A 23,975-nucleotide genomic window follows, 5' to 3' on the forward strand; every position below is an offset into this window, starting at 1 on the left:
TGTTTTATTCTTCAGGAAGAATTTACCTATTGCTGACGGAATTAACCAAGGGTAGCATTACGATCCTGCCATTCACTCACTGTATAACTAGAGGTATGCGTGTCCAAATTATTGGCTCTGAGCACTGGTCTTCTAAGCTCTGGTCTTCTAAGCACCAGCCTTCTGAGCTCTCCGTTGGCCTTAGCTGATGATGATGCTAAAGCCTCTGTCGATGCAATCCTCGACTCTATAGTAGTTTCAGAACCTACTGTTGAGCCGATCGTCGTTGCACCGACACCTGAAAAAGATATGGATATCGCACCAAGTGATACGAGTGACACAGAACTGCCGAACCCACTCAAGACGGAAGTCGAATTTGGGTATCAGTCGCATACTGGTAATTCTGATTCACGATCGCTAAATGCCCGCCTAAACGGTGAGTATACGGCTGGCCGTCATAGAACCAGTGGCGAATGGAAATACTACAACCTCTACAAAGACGGTGAAGAAGATAAAAGGCAATCGACTTACTCGGCTCAGAGTGACTACAAGTTAAGCCCTAAAACCTACCTTTACGGCAGCTTCAAAGGTGTCGACTCACGTTATAGCGCTTATTTTAAGGACTATACCGTTTCTAGTGGTTTGGGTTATCAGTTCTCGAACACTGAAGAGTTTGTGTTGGAAGTCGAAGTCGGACCGGGTTTTCGTTACCAAGAACCTAATCTCGATGAATTGGACGACGATGACATCATCTTCCCAGAGATTGTTGAAGAGGCGATTTTCCGTGGCAATGTGAATACATCATGGCAGGTGTTGAAGAATTTGCAGCTCAAGGCTGATGTGACGTTAGTATCTGGCCACAGTAACCTGAAATTTGATACAGAATTAGAAGCGATCAACGATATTACTGACAATATCGCACTGAAGATTGCCCACTCTCGTCAATACCACGATAAAGTGCCTCACGGATTAAGCAAAGAAGACTCAGTGCTGTCGATTAACCTGCTCTTTCAGTTCTAATCTCAGGAGCAACTCTAGTCTCAAGAGCAGTTCTAATCTCAAGAGCAATTCTAGTCTTAAGGCCACTTCTAACCTTGAGAACAGACTGTTCAGCAATAAGGGCTTTTGGATCACTGTAAGCTTTTTACTTACCATAACCCCTTCGCTATGCTTTCCTATATTTCAGACATAAAAAAACACCAGCCGAAGCTGGTGTTTAAAACTTTCAAAAGAAAGAATTCGTCTTGGTACTGAAATTACTCAGCTGCAACGATAGCGATTTTCGCAGTAGCAAAAACTTCAGAGTGAAGTTGGATGCTTACTTCGAATTCGCCGATGTTACGTAGAGCGCCTTCAGGTAGGCGTACTTCGCTCTTAACTACTGCAACACCAGCTGCTGTAATAGCATCTGCGATGTCACGAGTACCGATAGAACCGAATAGTTTGCCTTCGTCACCAGCTTTAGAAGCGATTGTAACGCCTTCTAGAGTGTTAACTGTCTCTGCGCGAGCTTCTGCAGCAGCTAGTTGCTCAGCAACTTTAGCTTCTAGTTCAGCACGGCGAGTTTCGAACATAGCAACGTTGTCTTTAGTTGCCATAACTACTTTACCCTGTGGGATAAGGAAGTTACGAGCGTAACCAGATTTAACGTTTACTTGGTCGCCAAGGCCACCTAGGTTACCGATTTTATCAAGTAGAATAACTTGCATTATCTTAGTCCTCTTAAACTATTGTTAACTATTACCGATTACTGATGCTTGTCAGTGTACGGTAGTAGAGCTAGGTAACGAGAACGCTTGATAGCGCGAGCTAGCTGACGTTGGTATTTAGCACTTGTACCAGTGATACGGCTAGGTACAATTTTACCAGCTTCAGTGATGTAGTTTTTTAGAGTTGCTACGTCTTTGTAGTCAATCTCTTGTACGCCTTCTGCAGTAAAACGGCAGAATTTACGACGACGGAAGAAACGAGCCATGGGCTATCTCCTGATCTAAATTTAATAATGCGGTATTAACACAGGCTTATAAATAAGCGTAAGCAAATGCTTGTAGTGAAAATACCTAAACGAGTTGAATAAAATTTAATGACCTAAAAGGCCAAAAAAGAATTACTCAGCAGCAGCTTCTGGCTTAGCTTCTTCTTCACGACGTGGTGCACGTTCTTCACGGTCATCACGACGAGGAGCACGCTCTGCACGCTCTTCTTTTTGCTTAAGCATGATAGATTGCTCAGTCACAGCGCCTTTAGTGCGCATGATCATGTTACGTAGAACTGCATCGTTAAAACGGAAAGCAGTTTCTAGCTCGTCCATCACTTCTTGGCCAGCTTCAACGTTCATAAGAACGTAGTGAGCTTTGTGAAGTTTGTTGATTGGGTAAGCCATTTGACGGCGGCCCCAGTCTTCTAGACGGTGGATAGTACCGCCAGCTTCAGTGATTGAACCAGTGTAACGCTCGATCATGCCAGCAACTTGCTCGCTTTGATCAGGGTGAACCATGAATACGATTTCATAATGACGCATTTGGTTGCTCCTTACGGATTATTAGCTTCCACGAAAGGCTCGGTCGTCCAAGGGAAGCAAGGAACTAAAGAAAAATGACCGAGTTTTAAGGACGGCAAATATTATAGAAAGAACCCGGTATTGGCAAGCGGTATTTGGCTAATAATGAAACAGTTTTTCTTTCGCCATCTAGCCATCTGACAAACCAAACGATTCCGTCATAACAGCCTAAAAAGAAACGCCCACCAGCAAGTGGTGAGCGCTAATAAATTCATAGACTTAGAGTCGTTTTGCCTTTTGACTCAGCTTAACGCTATTGAGCTAGGCGCTGACGTACCGCTTCGAACAAGCAGATGCCCGATGCTACCGAAACGTTTAGGCTCGACACGCTGCCTGACATTGGGATCTTAATCAGGTCATCACACGTTTCACGCGTTAAACGACGCATACCGTCACCTTCTGCGCCCATAACTACGGCAAGAGGACCCGTTAGCTTCGCTTGATAGATATCATGCGTTGCTTCACCTGCGGTACCCACGAACCATACACCTTGCTCTTGCAGTGCACGCATTGTACGAGCTAGGTTGGTTACGCGTACTAGAGGAACGGTTTCAGCTGCGCCACAAGCAACCTTACTTACGGTTGCCGTTAGCGGTGAAGAGCGATCTTTAGGTACGATAACAGCCGCCACACCCGCAGCATCCGCGTTACGTAGACAAGCACCTAGGTTATGAGGGTCTGTTACACCATCTAGAACCAACAGCAGAGGCTGTTCGTGCTGCGCTAGGATATCGTCTAGGTGAGTTTCATTAAGCTGCTTAGCAGGCTTCACCTTAGCAATAAGACCTTGGTGATTTGCACCCTGGGCTTTTTCATCAAGCGGCTTACGGCCCATTTGTTGAATCGACACACCAAATTGCTGCAGTTGATTCAGTAATGGAAGAAGACGATCGTCTTGACGACCTTTAAGCACGTACGCTTCAATAAAGCGCGCTGGATCTTTTTCTAGTACGGCTTTCACCGCGTGAATACCGTAAATAAATTCGTTACTCATTGTCTCTGGTTACTCTTATTGCTCAGAGATGAATGACATCAAACCCGATGCACCCACCCCTGTGTTGTTTATTTCGAGAGTATGCGTCTTGCGCCTGATACTCTCGCATTAAAATCTTTTCGCGTTAAAGTCATATCACATTAAACTAGCGCTGTGCTAAACCTAATTAGCAAAGCGCCTTATTAAGCTTAAGACTTATTAACCTTAAGGCTTATAAACTTAAGACTTATAAACTTAAGACTTATCAGCCTTTGGCTTACGACTTGCAGTACGCTTTTTCTTAGCTCGCGCCTTCGCAGCACCGGTTTTATTCGCTGACTTCTTCTTAGCTGAACTTTCAGAGCTACCGTCTGGTCGCTTAGTAGGTTCAACTAAAGGCGTCGCAGGTACACCCGGCTTATTACTCTTCACCGCTGAACGCTTTTTGCTTTTCGCCTTTTTCATCGCTTCAGCCGCACGCTTCTTGGCTGTTTTACCTTTACCACGAGGCTGACGATCGGTGTCTTCTAAATCAAAGTCGATTTGGCGAGTTTCTAGATTAACCGCAGAAACCTTCACTTTAACCGAATCACCTAAGCGGTAGATGTTACCTGAGCTTTCACCGACTAAACGCTGACCAACAGCATCAAATTGGTAGTAATCATTCGCTAGCGCTGAGATATGTACCAAGCCATCAATGTGCAGTTCAGTGAGACGAACAAAGAAGCCGAAGCCAGTCACGTTAGCAATTACGCCATCCATCACTTCGCCGACATGGTCTTGCATGTACTCACACTTCAGCCAGTCGTTCACTTCACGCGTAGCATCATCAGCACGACGCTCAGTCATTGAACACTGCTCGCCGTAGAAGTCCATATCATCGAAAGTGTAGTGGTAACCACCGGTTGGCGTCCAACGCTCACTCTGACGGCCTTCTTCTTTCGCAATAAGGTACTTAATCGCGCGGTGCAATAGCAAATCTGGGTAACGACGAATTGGCGAGGTAAAGTGAGCATAGCGTTTAAGAGCTAAACCAAAGTGACCTGCGTTGTCCGCGTTGTATACCGCTTGCTTCATCGAGCGCAGTAGCATGGTTTGGATTAACTCACGATCTTCACGCTCATTAATCTGTTGCATCAGTTGTGCATAGTCTACTGGTGATGGCGACAGGCCACCTTCCAGCGTTAAACCTAGCTCACTAAGGAAGCTCTTAAAGCCAGTTAAGCGCTCTTCTCCCGGAGTATCGTGAACACGGTACAGTGCAGGTTCTTTCGCTTTTTCTACGTAAGACGCCGATGCGATATTCGCAAGAATCATACACTCTTCGATGATCTTGTGTGCATCGTTACGGATGACGGGTTCAATACGGTCAATCTTACGATCCGCATTGAAGATAAACTTAGTTTCTACCGTTTCAAACTCAATCGCACCACGTTCGTCACGCGTTTTCTTAAGTACCTTGTACATCTTATGAAGCTCTTCAAGATGTGGTACTTCAGGCTCGTAACGCTCACGAAGTTCTTCATTGCCATCTAAGATAGCGCCAACTTTGTTGTAAGTCAGACGGGCATGAGAGTTCATTACCGCTTCGTAGTGCTTGTAACCTGACAGTTTACCTTTGTCTGAGATAGTCATCTCACACACCATACATAAACGGTCGACTTGAGGGTTCAATGAACATAGGCCATTAGAAAGGACTTCTGGCAGCATTGGCACAACTTGTGACGGGAAGTATACCGAGTTACCACGGTTAATCGCTTCTTTGTCTAGCGCAGTGTCTGGGCGAACGTAGTAACTTACGTCAGCAATCGCTACCCACAGGCGCCAGCCTCCGCCTTTCTTCGCTTCACAGTAAACCGCATCATCGAAGTCACGTGCATCTTCGCCATCAATGGTAACCAATGGCAGTTTGCGTAGATCAACACGTCCTTCTTTTGCTTCTTCAGGAACGTGCTCACCGAGGTTTACGATTTGCTTATCTACCGCTTCAGGCCACTCTTGTGGGATCTGGTGAGTACGGATCGCGATCTGCGTTTCCATACCCGGAGCCATGTTTTCACCAAGAACTTCGGTCACTTTACCCATCATGTTACGAGAACGACCACCACGATCCGTAATTTCAATCACAACCACATTACCCATTCGAGCACCGCCTTTATGCTCGGTAGGGATCTGGATGTCGTGACTAATACGCGAATCATCAGCAACCACGTAAGAATGGCCATATTCTAAGAAGAAGCGACCAACAAGTGGGGTTTTGCGCTCTTCAAGAACACGAACCAAACGACCTTCACGACGACCACGCTTACTGTTGTCAGTAGGCTGAGCCAGTACGTAATCACCGTGCATGATGGTTTTCATCTGGTGATGCGGCAACACGATATCATTGTCTTTACCCACACTGCCGTCTGGGCGAACCCAACCATGACCGTCTTTATGACCAATCACATAGCCTTTAATCAATTCCATCTTCTCAGGCAATGCGTAGCACTGACGACGGGTAAAGATAAGCTGTCCATCACGTTCCATTGCACGTAAACGACGACGCAGCCCTTCATATTGTTCCTCTCCAGCCAAACCCAAAGCTTCGAATAGATCGTTACGGTTCATTGGGATATTCGCGTCTGTTAGAAACGAAATAATGAACTCTCGGCTTGGTACTGGGTTTTCGTAATTTTTCGACTCTCGGTCGGCAAAAGGATCAACAGTGGTTGTCGCTGTCGTGTTTTCTGACATTGGTGTGTTTTTTGACATAGGCGGGCCTGCTTAAGCAAGGAATGTATATACCCCTAGTATATCTGATGCTAGGGGTAAGCTACAGATATGCTTTGGAAAAGCCTAAAATAACCTAAGATTGATACATATCTTCACTTTGTGAAACATCGCTTCATAGAGGCGGACTATCATCAAAATTTCAAGCAAACGATAAAACAAACGTTTGCGCCATGAATGAAATACACTATTATCCTGACACTTTACCAACTCCTGTTCTGAGTATTGATATGAAACTAAAACGCACCCTATTGGCTTCAGCAATGGCAAGCCTCGCTCTATTTCCATTTGCGAGTTCAGCAATGGAAAAAGCTGACTTGATGATTACCGATGCGATGGTTCTAACCATGAACCAAGACAAAACGGTTTATGAGAGCGGAACGGTTGTCGTAAAAGACAACAAAATCATTGCCGTTGGTGATGCTTCACTAGAGAAGCAGTACCAAGCGAAACAAGTGTTAGACGTGGATGGCGATATCGTGATGCCAGGTCTCATCAATACTCATACTCACGTATCGATGACGGTTTTCCGTTCGTTGGCCGATGATGTGCCTGACCGTCTTCACCGTTATATCTTCCCTCTAGAGAAGAAACTGGTATCGCGAGACATGGTACGCATTGGCGCTAATCTCGGTAACGTTGAAATGGTAAAAGGCGGTGTCACGACTTACGCCGACATGTACTACTTCGAAGATGAAGTTGCGAAAACTGTCGATAAGATCGGCATGCGTGCCATTCTTGGTGAAACCGTGATTAAGTTCCCAGTCGCAGACGCAGCCAACGCGGAAGAAGGCATCCAATACGCGCTGAATTTCATTGAAGAATACAAAGACCACCCGCGTATCACACCCGCGTTTGCACCACACGCGCCTTACACCAACACCACAGAGATACTGCAGAAGATCTCTAAGCTCTCTCTAGAGCTCGATGTACCAGTAATGATTCACCTAGCAGAATCACACCGTGAAGAAGAGAAAATCGCCGAGCGTTCAGATGGGCTATCACCGGTTCAATACATGGACAGCATTGGCGCACTCAACAAAAACTTGGTGGGTGCACACATGATCCTTGTTGACGATCATGATATCGAGCTGGTGAAAAAATCGGATATGGGTGTGGCTCACAACATGAGTGCTAACATCAAGTCAGCAAAAGGCGTATCTCCTGCACTTAAGATGTATGACGAAAACGTTCGTATTGGTTTAGGTACTGATGGCCCGATGTCTGGTAACACACTGAGCACCATTGATGAATTCAACCAAGTCGCTAAAGTTCACAAGCTGGTTAATAAAGATCGTGCCGCAATGCCGCCGATCAAAGTGATCGACATGGCAACAATGGGCGCAGCAAAAGCGCTACACATGGAAGATAAGATCGGTTCTCTTGAAACAGGTAAACTCGCCGACATCATAGTGATCGATACGAAAGCGCCAAACATGGTTCCAGTCTACAACCCATACTCTGCATTAGTTTACTCAGCTAATTCTGGTAACGTTCGCCACACCATCGTTGACGGTAAGATCATCATGCAAGACCGCGACATGCTAACGGTCGATGAAGATAAGATTCGCCAAGAAGCACTCGATTTCACCAAAGTCGTTCGTAAGACGGTGATTGAATCTGGTGAAGTTGTTCAATAATGGCTAGGACTATAAATCACTGCGCTTTCTTTTTAATCTAAAAAGCGGTTAAACAAAAAAGCAGTTAAGATCAAAAAAGGCCTCATAGGTATTTACCTACGAGGCCTTTTTAATACGATATCTTTCTATATCAAGATAGATAGCTAACGAGTGCAGTCGTTCACCATCAACCTTAATAAATATTCGTAATTACCAGAACACGTCTCGACGTTTTGCTCGAGCGATAATGTTGTCCGGCATTCTCTGTTCCAGACCGCTACGAAGCACGGTGATGCGTTTGTGTTGCCTATCATCCGCAGTCACCGAGTTGTATAACCAGCGGTAAGCATCTTCATAATCTAACGGGCTACCGTAATCACGCAGCAAGAGTTCCGCTAAGTGAATGCTTGCACTTAGATTACCCATAGAGGCCGCTTCACGTAAATACGGAATCGCACGCTCTTTGTCTTGTTGAACCAAGGTTCCACGAGAATAATAACGACCTAGCTGCTCTAGTGCAGCCGGTAAACCTTGATGCGCCGCGTTTTCCATATAGTAAATGCCAAGCTCGACATCTTGTGGAACACACACGCCCCAAGCCAACATATCACCGTATAAAAACTCATAAGAAGGCAAGCTAATACGCGTCGCACGAGCAACGATATCTTCAACTAACTGGCACTTATCAGCTTTCACTCGCTCTAGATGTTGATTATTCTCGATTAAATTAATCAGTTCAGCTTCTGTATATATTGGAACGGGCTCTCCCACGTCAGTCAAATTTGCATGACTCAAGGGTGAGCTCAGCGCCATTATTAATGAAGCTGCTACAATTCGTAGCTTCATACCTGCACTCTATTATCTGTCGCTAAAGTTATCTATTGAGGGCCGCAGAGGATTTCTACACGCACAAAACAGGGTGAACTTCACTTTCCATGATATCTGTATCGGCAATAACCCTGACGGCTTTAGACAAAACTTGCCGCTAATGGGCAATATTTTGCCTGATGACGCTTAAAAGATCACCATCAAAGAGTGCGTGGCTAAATTGCAGGTATTAAAAAGCCGACTTAATAAAGTCGGCTTTTAGAAAACTATTTCATTATCAGAGCACTTTAATTAACTAATTAACAAAGTAACAAAGTACTTTAATTACCACAGCACGGTTAGTGCCTGGTAATCACTCAGCGGGCATTATGCGCCGTATGGGTGAACCTTGATGATAGTTTCGTTACGATCTGGGCCAGTTGATACGATATCAATTGGAACGCCAGTTAGGTCTTCGATACGCTTGATGTAATCTAGAGCAGCTTGTGGAAGCGCGTCGATAGATTTAGCACCAAATGTGTTTTCAGACCAACCAGGCATTGTTTCGTAGATTGGCGTCGCTTCTTCGAATGACTCAGCAGCCATTGGAGAAACTTCTAGGATAGAACCATCTTTCATCTTGTAACCAGTACAGATTTTCAGTTCTTCTAGGCCATCTAGAACGTCTAGTTTAGTTAGACAGATACCAGATAGAGAGTTGATTTGGATTGCACGACGCATAGCAACAGCATCGAACCAACCAGTACGGCGTAGACGACCAGTCGTTGCGCCAAACTCGTGACCAACATCGCCTAGGTGCTTACCAACTGGGTCTTGTTTTTCAAGGCCATCGTATAGCTCAGTTGGGAATGGACCTGAACCAACACGAGTACAGTAAGCCTTAGTAATACCAAGGATGTAACCGATGTGACGAGGACCAAAACCAGAACCTGCAGCAACACCACCAGCAGTCGTGTTAGAAGACGTTACGTATGGGTAAGTACCGTGGTCGATATCTAGTAGCGTACCTTGAGCACCTTCGAACATGATCTTGTCGCCGCGCTTACGTGCTGCGTCTAGTTCGTCAGTTACGTCGATAACCATCGCAGTTAACATGTCTGCGTAGCTCATCGCTTGCTCAAGAACTTCTTCGTAGCTTACTGTTTCAGCTTTGTAGAAGTGCTCTAGTTGGAAGTTGTGGAATTCCATAACTTCTTTTAGCTTCTCAGCAAATGCTTCTTTATCGAAAAGGTCGCCAACGCGTAGACCGCGACGAGCAACTTTATCTTCGTAAGCAGGACCGATACCACGACCCGTTGTACCGATAGCTTTAGCGCCACGAGCGATTTCACGCGCGTTGTCGATTGCAATGTGGTACGGAAGAATTAGAGGACAAGCTTCAGAGATGAAAAGACGCTCACGTACTGGGATACCGCGATCTTCAAGAGGTTTCATTTCTTTAAGAAGTGCGTCAGGCGATAATACTACACCGTTGCCAATAACACATTTAACGTTATTGCGTAGGATACCTGATGGAATTAAGTGAAGAACGGTTTTTTCACCGTCAATTACAAGTGTGTGACCTGCATTGTGACCGCCTTGGTAGCGAACCACGTATTTTGCATCTTCAGTTAAAAGGTCAACGATTTTACCTTTACCTTCATCACCCCATTGGGTGCCTAGAACGACTACGTTATTTCCCATCTTTCCAATTTCTGTTGCTAATTAAAAATGGATTCTAGCACCGAATCACATTTCTTGCAGTCATTTTTTGTTCATAATTGTTAAAGCTAACGACAAGCAAATTTGCAATGACACCGCGAAGATCCGTAAAGATGCTGATATTATTATCTTTTTACAGGCAAAAGGCAGCAACATGTCTAATTCTATCTGGCTCGCAATCGGGCTTGTTCTTATCGTTGAAGGGCTAGGGCCCTTGATTGCACCTAATGGCTGGAGAAACATGGTTGCTCAATTAAGCCAACAGCCAGACACGCAACTGCGCCGAATTGGCGGTTGCCTTGTGGTTGCCGGCGTCGTTATCGCTTTCATGACCTACCGCTAGGCTCTCTCAAAGCAAGGCTCTGTCGCTTGATTTCCCTCGAGGACGCAATGGCCAATATTCAGTCTTTAGTCTTTAGTCTTTAGTCTTCAAAGAATAGAAAACAAAAAGGCTCCCATAATGGGAGCCTTTTAAGTTTTAACGTATTTTGCTTATTGAGCTAAGCATCCGCTAACGCATCAGCTTATTTTGCTGGAGCGCCGCTCGCTTGATTCATGTATTGGAAGAAGTCAGTCTTCGGATCCAGTACTAGAATGTCGCTCTTATCGCTAAATGAAGTCTCATAAGCTTGCAATGAACGCATGAAGCCATAGAACTCAGGATCTTTACTGTACACATCAGAGTAGATCTTCGCTGCTTCTGCATCTGCATCACCACGAGTGATTCGAGCTGTACGGTCAGCTTCTGCAAGAACTGTTGCTACTTCTAGCTCAGCTTGAGCACGGATAACTTCTGCTTTCTCACGACCTTGAGAACGGTGTCTACGAGCAACCGATTCACGTTCTGCACGCATACGGCGGTAGATAGATTCACTGATTTCGTCAGGAAGGTTAATCTTCTTCATTCGGAAATCAACAACTTCAACACCTAAATCAGCCATCGCACTTTCTGACGTTCCAGACAAAACGTTTTCCATGATCTTGTCGCGTTCGCCATCAACTTCTAGAGCTTCTGCAGCCGCTACCGTTGTAACAACTTCGCTATCAGCAGAGTCTGGCAGGATGTCCTTATTACGAGGGCCTGACACGATCTGCTTAATTTCACGAGCACCAATTTCAGAACGAAGAACATCTGTCACTTTACGCTCAAGAAGTGCTTCTGCCGTCATGATATTGCCGCCGCCGGTACTCAGATAAAAACGTCCAAAATCAGCAATACGCCATTTTGCGTAGGTATCAATTAGAACGTCTTTTTTCTCTGATGTTACGAAACGGTCAGAACGACCATCCATCGTTTGAATACGAGCATCAAGTACTTTTACGCGATCAAACAGTGGCAGTTTAAAATGCAAGCCTGGTTCATAGATTCGTGATACGCCGTTGTCATCGAGAACTCGACCAAAACGAATTACCATGCCACGTTCGCCTTCTTGAATCACAAATAGTGACATCAATAGAAGGGCAATCGTCACAACTAATACAGGGATCATTAATTTACGCATTATTAGTATCTCCCTTGACGTGAACTGTCTGAACGAGTTTGAGTGCTAGACTTTGGATCCGCTTGAGTTTCTAACTCAATTTGATCGTAAGTTGATGATGCTTTTGCAGGGCGAGTACCCGACTGAGAACCACCTTGTGCGCCTAGCTTATCAATTGGTAGGTATAGCAAGTTACCGCTTGATTCAGAATCAATCAGGACTTTCGATGTGCTTGAGTACACTTTTTCCATTGTATCAAGGTACATACGGTTACGTGTTACTTCAGGAGCAGCTTGGTATTCAGGTAAAAGCTTCTCGAACTGAGCAACCTGACCCAAAGCACCATTAACAATACGCTCAGAGTAACCGACCGCTTCTTTCTTCAAACGCTCAGCTCGACCTGTTGCTTTTGGAAGAATGTCATTTCGGTAAGCTTCAGCTTCACGTTCAAAACGCTCTTCATCCTCACGAGCCGCGATAGCATCATCAAATGCATCTTTCACTTGCTCAGGTGGACGTGCTGACTGGAAGTTCACGTCAACAATCAGAATACCCATGTCGTAGCTATCAATAATACGGTTCAACGTTTCTTGAGTGCTCTGACGAATCTGCTGACGACCACTTGTTAGGATACTATCCATTAGTGAGTCACCAATTACCGCACGAAGCGCAGAATCAGTTGCTTGGCGTAAGCTATCATCCGCATCCGTTACACGATACAAGTACTTGTACGGGTCAGAAACACGGTATTGAACGCCCATTTCAACCGTCACAACGTTTTCATCTTTCGTTAGCATGGTGCCAGAAGCACGTAGAGAACGAATCGCTTGAACGTTAACCAGTTGCTCATCTTTAATTTCATCGATGAAGCGTGGGTGCCAGTTAAGACCCGGTTCTTCGATACGGTCGAATTGACCCAGTCGAAGTACAACGGCTCTTTCTGCTTCGCCAACGGTGTAGAAACCAGCGAAGAACCAGATAGCAATCGCAATGACAGCAATGACACCAAAGCCAATCGCACCGCCACCACCAATAGATGGCCCGTTACCGTTGCCACCTTTTTTACCAAACTTGCCACCTAACTTTTGACTTAGTTTACTAAACACTTCGTCTAAGTCTGGCGGTCCTTGATCTCGGCCGCCGCGATTATTGTTCTTACCCCAAGGGTCATTATCGCGGCCGTTATTATCGCCGTTGTTATTATTTCCAGGCTCATTCCACGCCATTAGAAAGCTCCATCATTTGATATGACGTTATACTGTAGCAGTCTCTTTGGTAACGATAAAGTCACCTAAGAGCGCCCCTTCTCTTTTTTCAAGTTTAGACCAATCTATTTGTTGCATTCGGATATCTATCAACAAGTTACCATTTTCATCATACTCTTCCTGTTGAATACATTTCATCTCGAAGAATAAGCTGCGAATACGGCCTTGATGTTGATGTGGAATACACAACCGGAATTGAACCATTTGACTCGCTAAACGCTCAGTTAAAGCCTCAAACAGCAGTTCAATCCCTTCTCCTTCCATTGCAGAAACCCAAACAGCGCGTGGTGCGCCCTCTTCGTCTCTTTCAATTCGAGGTTTTTGGTCTTCCATGCAGTCAATTTTGTTCATGACTACAAGGGTTGGCACTTCATGAGCATCGATTTCTTCTAATACTTCATGAACAGCCTGAATGTTCTCACGAAAGCGGTCATCACTGGCATCAACAACATGTAACAAAATGTCAGCTTCCTGCGTCTCTTGTAACGTAGCCTTGAACGCAGCGACCAAGTCGTGTGGTAGATGACGGATAAAACCTACGGTATCTGCGAGAATTGCAGGCCCGACATCTGCCAATTCAATCTTACGTAGTGTTGGGTCTAGAGTTGCAAACAGTTGGTCTGCCGCATAAACACCTGCACTAGTGATTTGATTGAAAAGTGTTGATTTCCCTGCGTTGGTATAACCAACCAAAGAAATTGTTGGGATTTCAGCTCGATTACGAGCACGTCGTCCTTGTTCACGCTGCTTAGCCACTTTCGCTAAACGACGTAATATCGCTTTTATACGGTCACGCAACAAACGTCGATCGGTTTCCAGTTGAGTTTCACCTGGACCACGAAGACCAATACCACCTTTTTGCCTTTCAAGGTGAGTCCAACCACGAATCAATCGGGTAGAGATATGACGAAGCTGAGCGAGCTCAACTTGTAGCTTACCTTCATGAGTTCGCGCACGTTGTGCAAAGATATCTAAGATTAAACCCGTGCGATCAATCACACGACATTTACACAATTGCTCGAGGTTTCGCTCTTGGGCAGGAGAGAGAGAGTGGTTAAAAATCACAATTTCAGCACCGGTCAGCTGAACGGCTTGAGCGATTTCTAGGGCTTTACCTTCTCCAACGTAGTATTTAGGGAGTGGGGATTGTCGGCTACCAGTAATCACTTGTAGCGTTTCTACCCCCGCTGAGGAGACCAGCATTTCACATTCGCTTAGGTCTTCCCATTCTCCCTCTTGCGTGAAGTTGATATGAACAAGTACGGCTCGCTCGCCGGATTCATAACGGTCAAACAAGCAACCAACTCCTTATTACAGCGCAAGCTGTATCAATTGAACGATTAATCTTCAGTCTTCTCTGGACGATCAGATGGCGCACGCTGTTGCTCGCCGCTGTGGTGACTAACTGCACGAGCAGGAACCACAGTAGAAATCGCATGCTTGTAAACCATTTGGTTTACTGTGTTCTTCAATAAGATCACGAATTGATCGAAAGACTCGATCTGACCTTGCAGCTTGATGCCGTTAACAAGATAGATAGAGACTGGAATGCGCTCACGACGGAGTGCATTTAGGAATGGGTCTTGTAGCGATTGCCCCTTAGCCATTTTATTTTCCTTATTTATATTTTGTTGTAATTATTTAGCTAGTGGTGCACAAAAAGGTGCGGCCTTTGCATCTGAGCTAAACGAATAAAAAAACTCCGTTGTTATTGAAAGGCTGTGATTTTTAAAAGCCTCAATAACTGATCCTTTTCAGAGTATATTCACGCAAAAAGCGATCACATTATACACAGCAATACTAATCAGATGCTATTGCATCTGAAAGAGTTTCTAACGCCTGATCAATGTTTTCGCTATCCAACCAAGTTAAATCATCCCAACTGCGTAACCAGGTGATTTGTCGCTTGGCCAATTGACGGGTTGCGCAGACACCACGGAAAACCGCTTCGTCTAAATCGCAATTCCCATCTAAATAATCCCACATCTGCCTATAACCAACGCATCGGATCGATGGCAGTTCAGGGTGAAGATCGTCTCTGGCATATAACGCCTTCATCTCATCTTCAAACCCCGCCTCTATCATCTTCTCAAAGCGAAGTTCAATGCGGCGATGGAGCTCTTTCCTTTCCTTGGGAGCTATTGCAAATTGTTTTACACGAAATGGCAGGCTATCGCCTTTCGTTTGAGTTAGCTCTGTTAATGTTTTACCCGAAATTCGGTAAACTTCCAATGCCCTTGAAAGCCTTTGTGGATCATTTGGGTGTATTCTTTCAGCGGATACGGGATCTATCTCTCTTAATTGATCATGCAATGCCTGCCAACCCTGTTCAATAGACTCCGCTTCAATCTGCTTACGAATCTCTTGATCCGCGGCCGGTAATGGCGATAAGCCTTCCAACAATGCTTTGTAGTACAGCATTGTGCCACCAACCAGTAACGGAATTTTTCCTTCCGCTACAATCTTATTCATTTCATTGATCGCATCACGACGAAAATCTGCCGCAGAATACGCTTCGCTTGGATCGAGAATATCAATCAAACGATGGGGCGCGAGCGCGAGCTCTCCTGCATCCGGTTTAGCGGTGCCGATATCCATGTCTTTGTAGATCAATGCTGAGTCGACACTGATGATCTCTACTGGGTATTTCTGACGTAAGCGGATAGCTAAATCTGTTTTTCCTGATGCCGTAGGGCCCATTAAAAACAACGCTAAAGGTAATTTTTCAGTCATGATATTTTGTATTTGTTTCTCTGTTAGAGCGCTTTATAAAAAAGGGCTTTGTGTCGCGACGTATTCAGCTAAAAAGACAAATGCCATCGCGAAAAAGTTAAACCGTAAACGCGGCTATGGTCGCTGAAAAGTCGATAGGATTGACAAACTCTGGATCATCTAGTGGAAGTAGACCATGCCAAAGCTGTTCAAGTTCCCCAACTAGTTGAACCGCTTCAGATAAAGTGTAGTCGCTTTTTACTTGTGCCGTTTGAATCCCGATCCAGTTGACCAATGATGGCAACATATCGTTAAAAACAGTATCTGCGTGATTATCGACAATCTGAGCGTTTAATGAAGCCGCGTAAGATAACAGATCTGGGATCAAAATTTGTAAGTTTTGCTGCCTCAAAGGAGAAGGCACGCCCATCACCATTACCGCTTCACTGTTTCGCGCCTTAAGCTCAATCCCCAATAACGCCAGTGTTTGGCTCAACGCCTTAGCAACCTCGACAAGTTCACTACCAAGCTTAATCGATAAAGGCACCAATAACGGTTGGCTTTTTAACGCCCCTTCTCGAGTATCAAGTTGGCCAATCACACGTAGCAATTCCGCTTTGGCTAGAGACACCAATACACTGCCGTTTTTGTTTCCCATTACCAAATATTGGCGTTCCACTACCGAGACGGCTTTGCCCAAGTCCGTCACAGGTGCTCTTGGCTTTGAATGAACAGGATTCTGTTGAGCAGGCTTAGCTTCTTTATTTTCTATGTTTTCTCTATTTTCTATGTTGTCTCTGGTTCCTACTGGTGCCACATGCTCTTGAGGAGATGATGGAGCTACAACTTGATCATCAAAATCTGGCGTTTTCAGAAGCTCTTTGTAGGCTTTCACTTCTCGCTTAGAGGGTGCCGGGTCACCATGATGCTGGTGTGGCTCTTTCTCTTTTTTAGGTTCAGGTCGAGACTCGATCCACTCTTGACGAGGAGACCCAGTAAAACTGGTTTCGCGAGCCGACGAGCCTATGTTAGATAACGAACCTCGGCTAGATAACGAACCAAGACTCGATGAAGAACCTCTGTTAGACGATGAACCTCGGTTGGCTGTTGATCCATAGTGTTGCCCACCATCATTAACGCTGTGTTGAGGTTGATCATTCGCTTGTTCAGACTCAGCTTTTCTCGGGTAGGCTGGCGTTTGCTCAATAGCATGTCGCGCCCTTTCAGATGGAGGGCTTTGATCAGATACTGGGTTTTGATCCGAATAAGCAGGGACAGTGCTTTCTTGCGTTGGGTAACCCGTCGCATCACTAGATTCAGGAATTGCATTATCTTGCTGATAATTCGTTGCTTCTGATTGATGAAACGCAGACTGCTTGATTGGTACCGCATTAATCTGTTTGCTTTGGGCTAGTCCATCACTCAATGCCTGATAAATGAAATCATGCACAAGGCGAGCTTGGTGGAAACGCACTTCATGTTTTGCAGGGTGAACATTCACATCCACCTGATGCGGGTCTAATTCAATAAACAGTACATAAGTTGCGAATTGGTCTGGACGCAGGCTAGTCTCATAGCTTTGACGAATCGCATGATTGATCAGCTTGTCACGCATCATACGACCATTCACATAGCAGTATTGCAGATCGCTTTGTTGTCTTGCTCCTTCTGGCGTGGTGATCCAGCCATGAAGTTTTAGGCCTTGATGCTCAAGTTCGATCTTAAGCATATGACGAACAAAAGGATTGCCACATACCGCAGCGATGCGTTTTTCTGCTTGAACTTGTGTTTTGGCAGCGCGGTACTGACGAATCATTTTGCCGTTATGACGAAGGTTAATCGTCACATCAAAGCGACTCAATGCGATGCGTTTAAGCAGCTCATCGATATGCGTGAATTCGGTTTTCTCGGTGCGTAAGAACTTGCGGCGTGCTGGCGTATTGAAGAACAGGTCTAACACCTCGACCGAAGTACCAATGGGATGCGCCGCAGGCTGCAGTTTCACCTGCATGTCACGGCCTTCACTGTGTGCTGCCCAAGCTTGATCTTGAGTGGCAGGGCGTGAAGTCATGGTTAAGCGTGCAACAGAGCTGATACTCGCGAGCGCCTCACCACGGAAACCAAGGCTGACGATCGCCTCAAGGTCATCAAGGGTATGAATCTTAGAGGTAGCATGACGGCTCAGCGCTAAGGCAAGCTCATCTTTGACGATGCCCTTGCCGTTGTCACGAACGCGGATCATCTTAGCGCCACCTTTCTCGATATCAATATCGATACGTGTGGCACCTGAATCCAAACTGTTCTCAACCAACTCTTTTACAACAGAGGCTGGTCTTTCTACCACTTCACCCGCTGCGATTTGGTTAGCTAACCGAGCTGGCAGTATTTTGATCGTCATATTTACAGCTACCTTACTGCCATTGATGGAAACATGTCTGCGTTAAAAAGCTTACTTGTGCGGAATAATCAACACCTGCCCTACCGCTAGGCTGTCAGATCGTAGCTTATTCGCTTGGCGAATACTGTTAACACTCACGCCGTATTTCGACGCAATCTTGCCAAGATAATCACCTCTTGCGACTTTATGTTTACGCAGAGGGACATCTTTCACTTCAACCGTAATACGTAGCTTCTGACCCACTTTCAATGTTTCAGACTTCAAGCGGTTCTCACGTTTGATATCTGCCACCCGTACTTTGTAACGGCTGGCTATCTTGCCTAGGTACTCTCCAGACTTAACCGTGTGGGTTATGGTCTTGGTTTTCACTGCGCTGCTTGATGATGACCCTGAAGCACTGCTTGGGATCTTAAGCACTTGGCCGATCGCTAGGCTGCTCGATTTCAGATTGTTGAATTTCATCAACGTCTGTGTCGAGGTGCCATATTTACTCGCAATCACAGACAGAGACTCACCACGAGACACTTTATGTTGGCTCACGCTACCCGTTGACGACGTTGCATTAGACAAGATAATCCCTTCTGGCGGGTTAGCCTTCAAATACTTAACGACCGCTTTGGTCACTGCTCGTGCCAATTTATCTTGGTGCGAACGTTGGAAGAGCAGCTTCTCTTCGGTCGGATTCGAAATAAAACCCGTCTCGACCAAGACCGATGGTATCTGTGGTGAACGTAATACCGCCAAACTGGTATTGATTGGTTTACTGTTATGAAGCTTAGCAACCTTACCCATCTCAGACAGAATGGTGGTTGCGAGCTTATAGCCCTCTTTCTGTGAGTGGCTGAACTGCAAATCAAGCAGAGTTTGGTTTACGTTCTTATCATCAATATTGCCAGTGAAAGCCGCACCGCTACCACCGAGTAATTCAGACTGCTTCTCTTTGTTCTCGATCCATCGAGAGATCTCAGTATTTGCGCGTCGAGTATTCAATACAAACACCGAACCACCTCTTGGTTGAGGGGTCGTAAAAGCATCGGCGTGAATAGAGATAAACAGATGAGCTTCGTTTTCACGAGCAATCGCGACACGTCGGTTAAGGTTTACAAAGTAGTCGGCGTTACGGGTCATACGAGTTTTGATCCCAGGAACCGCATTCAACTGTGCAGCAAGCTTACGAGAAATACTCAGAGTCGCATTCTTTTCATACTTACGACTTGGACCAATAGAGCCTGGATCCTCACCACCGTGACCAGGGTCAATCACGATCAGAATGTCTTTCTGACGTTTAACCTGATTAATATTTTTGCTCACCGTTGGTTTACTCGGCTTCGACGTCGTAGTCCCCTTGCTTGCCGCACCATGAGGTAGATCGATCACCAAACGATGTCCGTACTGACCACCAGGAGTCGGGCTGAGTTTAAACAACTCCGCTGTAGAGGATTTCTTCAACTCAAAAACCAAGCGATAGGTGTTTTTGTCTGGCGGAGAACTCTTACGAATCTTAGATAGAACGGGGCTATCTTTCACCACGACCGGTAACTTAGTTGCAAGGTTAGTATGTTTTAAATCGACCACTAAACGACTCGGGCTACTCAAGGTGAAATAGCTAAAGTCCGCTTCTGATTTTAAGTCAATAACCACACGAGTTTCTTCTGGGGAAGGCCAAACCCTTAAACTTTTCAGTGAGTTTGCAGAAACAAGTGAAGAAAACAGTATAGAAAAAACAGCAGCCATCATGGCTACTGCTGAAATAAGGCGTCTAGAAATCAACATAACTCCAACTGACTAAGTAAGCGCTGTCCGTATTCACTATTAGCGGTTAAAGAAACAATACGGTGGTCGTCTTGGTAACGAATATCAATGTCCAAATCGGCTTCTGGTAGCATCCCATAGCCTTTCTCAGGCCATTCAACCAAACAGATAGCATCTGGTGTGAAGTAATCACGAATCCCCATGAACTCTAATTCTTCAGGATCAGCTAAGCGATAAAGATCGAAGTGATATACCTGCCAATCGGCAAGTTGATAAGGTTCAACTAAAGTATACGTTGGGCTCTTTACATTTCCTTGATGGCCAAGTGCTTTTACAAAGCCACGACTGAAGGTCGTTTTACCTGCGCCAAGATCACCATGCAGATAAATAGTCGTCTGCTGTGAGCAAAGATTAGAAAGCTCCGTCCCTAATTGAATCGTTGCTTGTTCATCTTTCAAAGTAAATTGTTTCGTGCTCATGAATACGTTCTCTAAAAATCGATCGTTGACTATATAAAAATCAAAAGAACAAGAATAGTAAACCGTGATGCTTTTAGTAGACAAGCACTCAAGTGTAAGTTCTATGAAAAATACTGATCAAAACACGTCAGTTCTGGTCAATATCACTAAGATCCGTTAAGATCCGCCCCCATTTTTGCCGAACCTAGTTTTAATTAGCCTTATCTCTAATTGTAAAACAGAGAAAATAAGAAATAAGAATTAAGAATGAAGCCATGAATCTAGACCATCTTGCTGAAAAAATTAAAATCTGGGGAAAAGAGCTAGGCTTTCAAAAAGTTGGCATCTGCGATGTTGATTTAAGTGAACACGAAGCCCCTCTTCAAGCATGGCTAGATGCTGGCAACCACGGCGAAATGGATTGGATGGCTCGACATGGAATGATGCGTGCACGTCCTGATGAACTTCATCCAGGCACCATTCGAGTGATCAGCGCCCGAATGAACTACCTGCCACCAGAAGCTCAGTTTGCTTCTAATCTAAGCGATACCACTCAAGGCTATATCAGCCGTTATTCCTTAGGCCGCGATTATCACAAATTGTTCCGTAACCAGTTGAAAAAGCTGGGACAAAGAATCGAAAAAGAGGTCGAAGGTTTAGACTCACGTCCTTTCGTGGATTCAGCGCCTATTTTAGAAAGACCGCTCGCTCAAAAAGCGGGGCTAGGTTGGACAGGTAAACACTCGTTAATTCTCGATAAAGACGCGGGCTCTTGGTTCTTTCTAGGAGAGCTGTTGGTTAATATCCCGCTTCCTGTTGATGAGCCCAGTGTTGATGAGTGCGGCAAATGCACCGCATGCATCACTTCTTGCCCAACGGGTGCCATTATTGCTGATGGCGTAGTGGATGCTCGAAAATGTATTTCGTACTTAACCATCGAATACGATGGTGTGATCCCGGAAGAATTTAGAGACGCAATTGGTAACCGTATTTATGGTTGTGATGACTGCCAGTTAGTTTGCCCGTGGAATCGTCATGCCGAACTCACAGAGCAAACAGACTTTCATCGTAGAGAAGATTTCCAAGAAGCCGATCTGGTTTCACTTTCAAGTTGGGACGAAGCAACCTTCCTAAAGAAAATGGAAGGCTCAGCAATAAGACGTATCGGCCACACCCAGTGGTTGCGCAATATCTTTGTTGCGATGGGCAATGCGCCATTTCAACAACGCATTGTTGAAACACTAGAATCTCATCAAGGCAAAAATGAAATGCTAGATGTGCATATTGAGTGGGCTTTGAATAAACAACTACAACAGTTGCCGAATGCCAGTAGCATCCAAGAAGGCAAGAATAAAGTCTCCACCAAAAAGCACAGACTTATCCGTATCGTGGAAAAAGGACTACCGAGAGACGCCTAGCCTTTAGGTACCAACGATTGGCGGACTAGCGGACGCCAACAGTCCAAGATTTAAGACAACTCGTTGCACATAATTTTAGAACAATGTTTGACCTTGTTCTCAATTTTAGCAATGTGGAAAAAATTCAGAACTCTCGTAAACTTCCGACACTCTCACAAAGTTAAACACAGTACCGATAAATGATTAAGATCAAAAAACAACAAGTTAACGATCTTTTATCAAATTCAAGATAAACACTCAAACTGATAAAAAACAACAAGTTACGATCGCCACAATTCAGCTAATATATTGAAAACAAGAAAGATCTTTTGGGGATATGTAAAGAATTAAGTCTGAAATAACTTTATCAACCAAGTTATCCACACCTAACATTTTGTGGATAAGTCTGTTTATAGATATGAAAAACCTCAAGTATCTGCTTCAGAGACCTGATGTTTACTAGCATTCCAGTTGCTAAGAAAAATTTAAGACAAAAAAATATCCACCATGATGGAGGATTATTTGCTTTTTGGGGGGATTATGCTTCGCAGCATTAAAGAAAGAGCGTGACCTTTAAGGTCGTCTTTAAACTCTGTGATCTAAAGAAAAACACGGTGGTTTAAAGAGTCTTAATAGCTTTTTAGAAGAAAGCTGGAGCGATACATCGGGTTCGAACCGATGACCTCAACCTTGGCAAGGTTGCGCTCTACCAACTGAGCTAGTATCGCATTAGTTAACCGTTAATACTGTCTGCTAAGAAGCTAAGCGCTTAATGAAAGGCAGTGTTCAACGTGTAACTGTAATGTGGTTGCGGGAGCCGGATTTGAACCGACGACCTTCGGGTTATGAGCCCGACGAGCTACCAAACTGCTCCATCCCGCGTCCGGATGCATTGTTTAAGACAATGAGGCTTAAATTGGAGCGATACATCGGGTTCGAACCGATGACCTCAACCTTGGCAAGGTTGCGCTCTACCAACTGAGCTAGTATCGCATAAGCTAACCGTTCATCTTTTCTGCTAATAAGCTAAGCGCTTACTGAAAGGCAGTGATCAACGTGTAACTGTAATGTGGTTGCGGGAGCCGGATTTGAACCGACGACCTTCGGGTTATGAGCCCGACGAGCTACCAAACTGCTCCATCCCGCGTCCGGATGTTTCTCTTTTCGCATCATTACCGTTTAAGACAATGAGACTAAACCATTTTCATTCTGAGTACTTTCTCTAGGAGATGACTTCTAAGAACTGAATTTGGAGCGATACATCGGGTTCGAACCGATGACCTCAACCTTGGCAAGGTTGCGCTCTACCAACTGAGCTAGTATCGCATAAGCTAACCGTTCATCTTGTCTGCTAAGAAGCTAAGTTCTTACTGCAAGAAAGTAATCAACGTTCAACTGTAATGTGGTTGCGGGAGCCGGATTTGAACCGACGACCTTCGGGTTATGAGCCCGACGAGCTACCAAACTGCTCCATCCCGCGTCCGGATGCATTATTTAAGTTAATGACTCTGTTCTCTAAAAAGAGAGAATTTGGAGCGATACATCGGGTTCGAACCGATGACCTCAACCTTGGCAAGGTTGCGCTCTACCAACTGAGCTAGTATCGCATAAGCTAACCGTTCATCTTTTCTGCTAAGAAGCTAAGTTCTTACTGCAAGAAAGTAATCAACGTTCAACTGTAATGTGGTTGCGGGAGCCGGATTTGAACCGACGACCTTCGGGTTATGAGCCCGACGAGCTACCAAACTGCTCCATCCCGCGTCCGGATGCATTGTTTAAGTCAATGAGTCTATTTCCCAACATCAATCCTAAGAAAGAAATTGGAGCGATACATCGGGTTCGAACCGATGACCTCAACCTTGGCAAGGTTGCGCTCTACCAGCTGAGCTAGTATCGCTTAGTTAACCGTTAAACTCGTCTGCTAGAAACTAAGTTCTTACTGCAAAGAAGCTATCAACGTTTAGCTGTAATGTGGTTGCGGGAGCCGGATTTGAACCGACGACCTTCGGGTTATGAGCCCGACGAGCTACCAAACTGCTCCATCCCGCGTCCGGATGCATTATTTAAGTTAATGACTCTA

At 45.1% G+C, this 23,975-nt stretch carries 19 protein-coding genes and 10 tRNA genes; 4 read left to right on the top strand and 25 right to left on the bottom strand.

The window, feature by feature from the left end:
* Positions 1-99: 99 nt before the first annotated feature.
* Entirely contained in the window at positions 100-999 is a 900-nt protein-coding gene (locus tag L3V33_RS16535) for a DUF481 domain-containing protein (RefSeq protein WP_237290831.1), read from the top strand.
* Between the two features lie 236 nt (positions 1,000-1,235).
* On the opposite strand, the gene rplI is transcribed toward L3V33_RS16535, so the two are convergent.
* From rplI to rnr, 5 genes are all read right to left on the bottom strand, one after another.
* The gene (rplI, locus tag L3V33_RS16540; protein WP_004735854.1) at positions 1,236-1,688 is read right to left on the bottom strand and encodes a 50S ribosomal protein L9; all 453 of its coding nucleotides are present in this window, start codon (positions 1,686-1,688) and stop codon (positions 1,236-1,238) included.
* A gap of 38 nt (positions 1,689-1,726) precedes the next feature.
* Positions 1,727-1,954, bottom strand: a complete 228-nt coding sequence (gene rpsR, locus L3V33_RS16545; RefSeq protein ID WP_000090472.1) for a 30S ribosomal protein S18 — start codon at positions 1,952-1,954, stop codon at positions 1,727-1,729.
* 132 nt (positions 1,955-2,086) lie between these two features.
* On the bottom strand, positions 2,087-2,500 hold the full coding sequence (gene rpsF, locus L3V33_RS16550) for a 30S ribosomal protein S6 (RefSeq protein WP_004735855.1): 414 nt from the start codon (positions 2,498-2,500) through the stop codon (positions 2,087-2,089).
* A gap of 292 nt (positions 2,501-2,792) precedes the next feature.
* A complete protein-coding gene (gene rlmB, locus L3V33_RS16555) occupies positions 2,793-3,533 on the bottom strand; it encodes a 23S rRNA (guanosine(2251)-2'-O)-methyltransferase RlmB (protein ID WP_004735856.1) in 741 nt (246 codons plus the stop codon).
* A 234-nt stretch (positions 3,534-3,767) separates the two neighbouring features.
* Positions 3,768-6,266, bottom strand: coding sequence for a ribonuclease R (gene rnr, locus L3V33_RS16560; protein WP_017078239.1), 2,499 nt, complete (start codon positions 6,264-6,266; stop codon positions 3,768-3,770).
* A 248-nt stretch (positions 6,267-6,514) separates the two neighbouring features.
* Here rnr and L3V33_RS16565 point away from each other — a divergent pair, with 248 nt between their 5' ends.
* On the top strand, positions 6,515-7,924 hold the full coding sequence (locus tag L3V33_RS16565) for an amidohydrolase (protein ID WP_237290832.1): 1,410 nt from the start codon (positions 6,515-6,517) through the stop codon (positions 7,922-7,924).
* Between the two features lie 189 nt (positions 7,925-8,113).
* On the opposite strand, the gene L3V33_RS16570 is transcribed toward L3V33_RS16565, so the two are convergent.
* Both L3V33_RS16570 and L3V33_RS16575 read right to left on the bottom strand, forming a co-directional pair.
* Positions 8,114-8,749, bottom strand: a complete 636-nt coding sequence (locus tag L3V33_RS16570) for a tetratricopeptide repeat protein (RefSeq protein WP_004735859.1) — start codon at positions 8,747-8,749, stop codon at positions 8,114-8,116.
* Positions 8,750-9,097: 348 nt separating this feature from the next.
* The gene (locus L3V33_RS16575; protein ID WP_017078237.1) at positions 9,098-10,414 is read right to left on the bottom strand and encodes an adenylosuccinate synthase; all 1,317 of its coding nucleotides are present in this window, start codon (positions 10,412-10,414) and stop codon (positions 9,098-9,100) included.
* Between the two features lie 172 nt (positions 10,415-10,586).
* On the opposite strand from L3V33_RS16575, the gene L3V33_RS16580 reads away from it, so the two are divergent.
* Positions 10,587-10,775 (top strand): DUF2065 domain-containing protein, encoded by a 189-nt coding sequence (locus tag L3V33_RS16580; RefSeq protein ID WP_026012244.1) that lies wholly within the window; start codon positions 10,587-10,589, stop codon positions 10,773-10,775.
* A gap of 181 nt (positions 10,776-10,956) precedes the next feature.
* Here L3V33_RS16580 and hflC read toward each other — a convergent pair whose 3' ends face one another.
* The 8 genes from hflC to tsaE form a co-directional block, all read right to left on the bottom strand.
* On the bottom strand, positions 10,957-11,934 hold the full coding sequence (hflC, locus tag L3V33_RS16585; RefSeq protein WP_054548394.1) for a protease modulator HflC: 978 nt from the start codon (positions 11,932-11,934) through the stop codon (positions 10,957-10,959).
* A gap of 2 nt (positions 11,935-11,936) precedes the next feature.
* Positions 11,937-13,139 (bottom strand): FtsH protease activity modulator HflK, encoded by a 1,203-nt coding sequence (gene hflK / locus L3V33_RS16590; RefSeq protein WP_017078236.1) that lies wholly within the window; start codon positions 13,137-13,139, stop codon positions 11,937-11,939.
* A gap of 27 nt (positions 13,140-13,166) precedes the next feature.
* Positions 13,167-14,474: a ribosome rescue GTPase HflX gene (hflX, locus tag L3V33_RS16595; protein ID WP_004735864.1), complete on the bottom strand. Its 1,308-nt coding sequence runs from the start codon at positions 14,472-14,474 to the stop codon at positions 13,167-13,169.
* Between the two features lie 44 nt (positions 14,475-14,518).
* Complete coding sequence (hfq, locus tag L3V33_RS16600) at positions 14,519-14,785, bottom strand: RNA chaperone Hfq (protein ID WP_004735866.1); 267 nt, start codon at positions 14,783-14,785, stop codon at positions 14,519-14,521.
* Positions 14,786-14,978: 193 nt separating this feature from the next.
* Entirely contained in the window at positions 14,979-15,911 is a 933-nt protein-coding gene (gene miaA, locus L3V33_RS16605) for a tRNA (adenosine(37)-N6)-dimethylallyltransferase MiaA (protein ID WP_054548395.1), read from the bottom strand.
* 97 nt (positions 15,912-16,008) lie between these two features.
* Positions 16,009-18,288 (bottom strand): DNA mismatch repair endonuclease MutL, encoded by a 2,280-nt coding sequence (mutL, locus tag L3V33_RS16610; RefSeq protein WP_237290833.1) that lies wholly within the window; start codon positions 18,286-18,288, stop codon positions 16,009-16,011.
* A 51-nt stretch (positions 18,289-18,339) separates the two neighbouring features.
* A complete protein-coding gene (locus tag L3V33_RS16615; RefSeq protein ID WP_065205755.1) occupies positions 18,340-20,061 on the bottom strand; it encodes an N-acetylmuramoyl-L-alanine amidase in 1,722 nt (573 codons plus the stop codon).
* Positions 20,055-20,519 (bottom strand): tRNA (adenosine(37)-N6)-threonylcarbamoyltransferase complex ATPase subunit type 1 TsaE, encoded by a 465-nt coding sequence (gene tsaE, locus L3V33_RS16620; protein ID WP_004735870.1) that lies wholly within the window; start codon positions 20,517-20,519, stop codon positions 20,055-20,057. The genes L3V33_RS16615 and tsaE overlap by 7 nt, the downstream gene beginning before the upstream one ends.
* 254 nt (positions 20,520-20,773) lie before the next feature.
* On the opposite strand from tsaE, the gene queG reads away from it, so the two are divergent.
* Positions 20,774-21,916, top strand: coding sequence for a tRNA epoxyqueuosine(34) reductase QueG (gene queG, locus L3V33_RS16625; RefSeq protein ID WP_171331057.1), 1,143 nt, complete (start codon positions 20,774-20,776; stop codon positions 21,914-21,916).
* A 631-nt stretch (positions 21,917-22,547) separates the two neighbouring features.
* Here the strand turns inward: queG and L3V33_RS16630 are convergent.
* From L3V33_RS16630 to L3V33_RS16675, 10 genes are all read right to left on the bottom strand, one after another.
* Positions 22,548-22,623: transfer RNA gene (locus tag L3V33_RS16630), tRNA-Gly, on the bottom strand.
* Between the two features lie 77 nt (positions 22,624-22,700).
* Positions 22,701-22,777 (bottom strand) — tRNA-Met (locus tag L3V33_RS16635).
* A 35-nt stretch (positions 22,778-22,812) separates the two neighbouring features.
* Positions 22,813-22,888 (bottom strand) — tRNA-Gly (locus L3V33_RS16640).
* A gap of 77 nt (positions 22,889-22,965) precedes the next feature.
* Positions 22,966-23,042, bottom strand: a tRNA-Met gene (locus tag L3V33_RS16645).
* Positions 23,043-23,145: 103 nt separating this feature from the next.
* Positions 23,146-23,221, bottom strand: a tRNA-Gly gene (locus L3V33_RS16650).
* Positions 23,222-23,298: 77 nt separating this feature from the next.
* Positions 23,299-23,375, bottom strand: a tRNA-Met gene (locus L3V33_RS16655).
* A 51-nt stretch (positions 23,376-23,426) separates the two neighbouring features.
* Positions 23,427-23,502, bottom strand: a tRNA-Gly gene (locus tag L3V33_RS16660).
* Between the two features lie 77 nt (positions 23,503-23,579).
* Positions 23,580-23,656, bottom strand: a tRNA-Met gene (locus L3V33_RS16665).
* A 60-nt stretch (positions 23,657-23,716) separates the two neighbouring features.
* Positions 23,717-23,792, bottom strand: a tRNA-Gly gene (locus L3V33_RS16670).
* Positions 23,793-23,867: 75 nt separating this feature from the next.
* Positions 23,868-23,944, bottom strand: a tRNA-Met gene (locus L3V33_RS16675).
* Between the last annotated feature and the right edge of the window lie 31 nt (positions 23,945-23,975).

Source organism: Vibrio sp. A2-1 (assembly GCF_021728355.1).
Classification (GTDB): domain Bacteria; phylum Pseudomonadota; class Gammaproteobacteria; order Enterobacterales; family Vibrionaceae; genus Vibrio; species Vibrio splendidus_K.

Coding starts and splice junctions, on each gene's coding strand:
- rplI (WP_004735854.1), bottom strand. CDS start 1,688: ATGCAAGTTATTCTACTTGATAAAATCGGTAACCTAGGTGGCCTTGGC.
- rpsR (WP_000090472.1), bottom strand. CDS start 1,954: ATGGCTCGTTTCTTCCGTCGTCGTAAATTCTGCCGTTTTACTGCAGAA.
- rpsF (WP_004735855.1), bottom strand. CDS start 2,500: ATGCGTCATTATGAAATCGTATTCATGGTTCACCCTGATCAAAGCGAG.
- rlmB (WP_004735856.1), bottom strand. CDS start 3,533: ATGAGTAACGAATTTATTTACGGTATTCACGCGGTGAAAGCCGTACTA.
- rnr (WP_017078239.1), bottom strand. CDS start 6,266: ATGTCAAAAAACACACCAATGTCAGAAAACACGACAGCGACAACCACT.
- L3V33_RS16565 (WP_237290832.1), top strand. CDS start 6,515: ATGAAACTAAAACGCACCCTATTGGCTTCAGCAATGGCAAGCCTCGCT.
- L3V33_RS16570 (WP_004735859.1), bottom strand. CDS start 8,749: ATGAAGCTACGAATTGTAGCAGCTTCATTAATAATGGCGCTGAGCTCA.
- L3V33_RS16575 (WP_017078237.1), bottom strand. CDS start 10,414: ATGGGAAATAACGTAGTCGTTCTAGGCACCCAATGGGGTGATGAAGGT.
- L3V33_RS16580 (WP_026012244.1), top strand. CDS start 10,587: ATGTCTAATTCTATCTGGCTCGCAATCGGGCTTGTTCTTATCGTTGAA.
- hflC (WP_054548394.1), bottom strand. CDS start 11,934: ATGCGTAAATTAATGATCCCTGTATTAGTTGTGACGATTGCCCTTCTA.
- hflK (WP_017078236.1), bottom strand. CDS start 13,139: ATGGCGTGGAATGAGCCTGGAAATAATAACAACGGCGATAATAACGGC.
- hfq (WP_004735866.1), bottom strand. CDS start 14,785: ATGGCTAAGGGGCAATCGCTACAAGACCCATTCCTAAATGCACTCCGT.
- miaA (WP_054548395.1), bottom strand. CDS start 15,911: ATGACTGAAAAATTACCTTTAGCGTTGTTTTTAATGGGCCCTACGGCA.
- mutL (WP_237290833.1), bottom strand. CDS start 18,288: ATGACGATCAAAATACTGCCAGCTCGGTTAGCTAACCAAATCGCAGCG.
- L3V33_RS16615 (WP_065205755.1), bottom strand. CDS start 20,061: ATGTTGATTTCTAGACGCCTTATTTCAGCAGTAGCCATGATGGCTGCT.
- tsaE (WP_004735870.1), bottom strand. CDS start 20,519: ATGAGCACGAAACAATTTACTTTGAAAGATGAACAAGCAACGATTCAA.
- queG (WP_171331057.1), top strand. CDS start 20,774: ATGAATCTAGACCATCTTGCTGAAAAAATTAAAATCTGGGGAAAAGAG.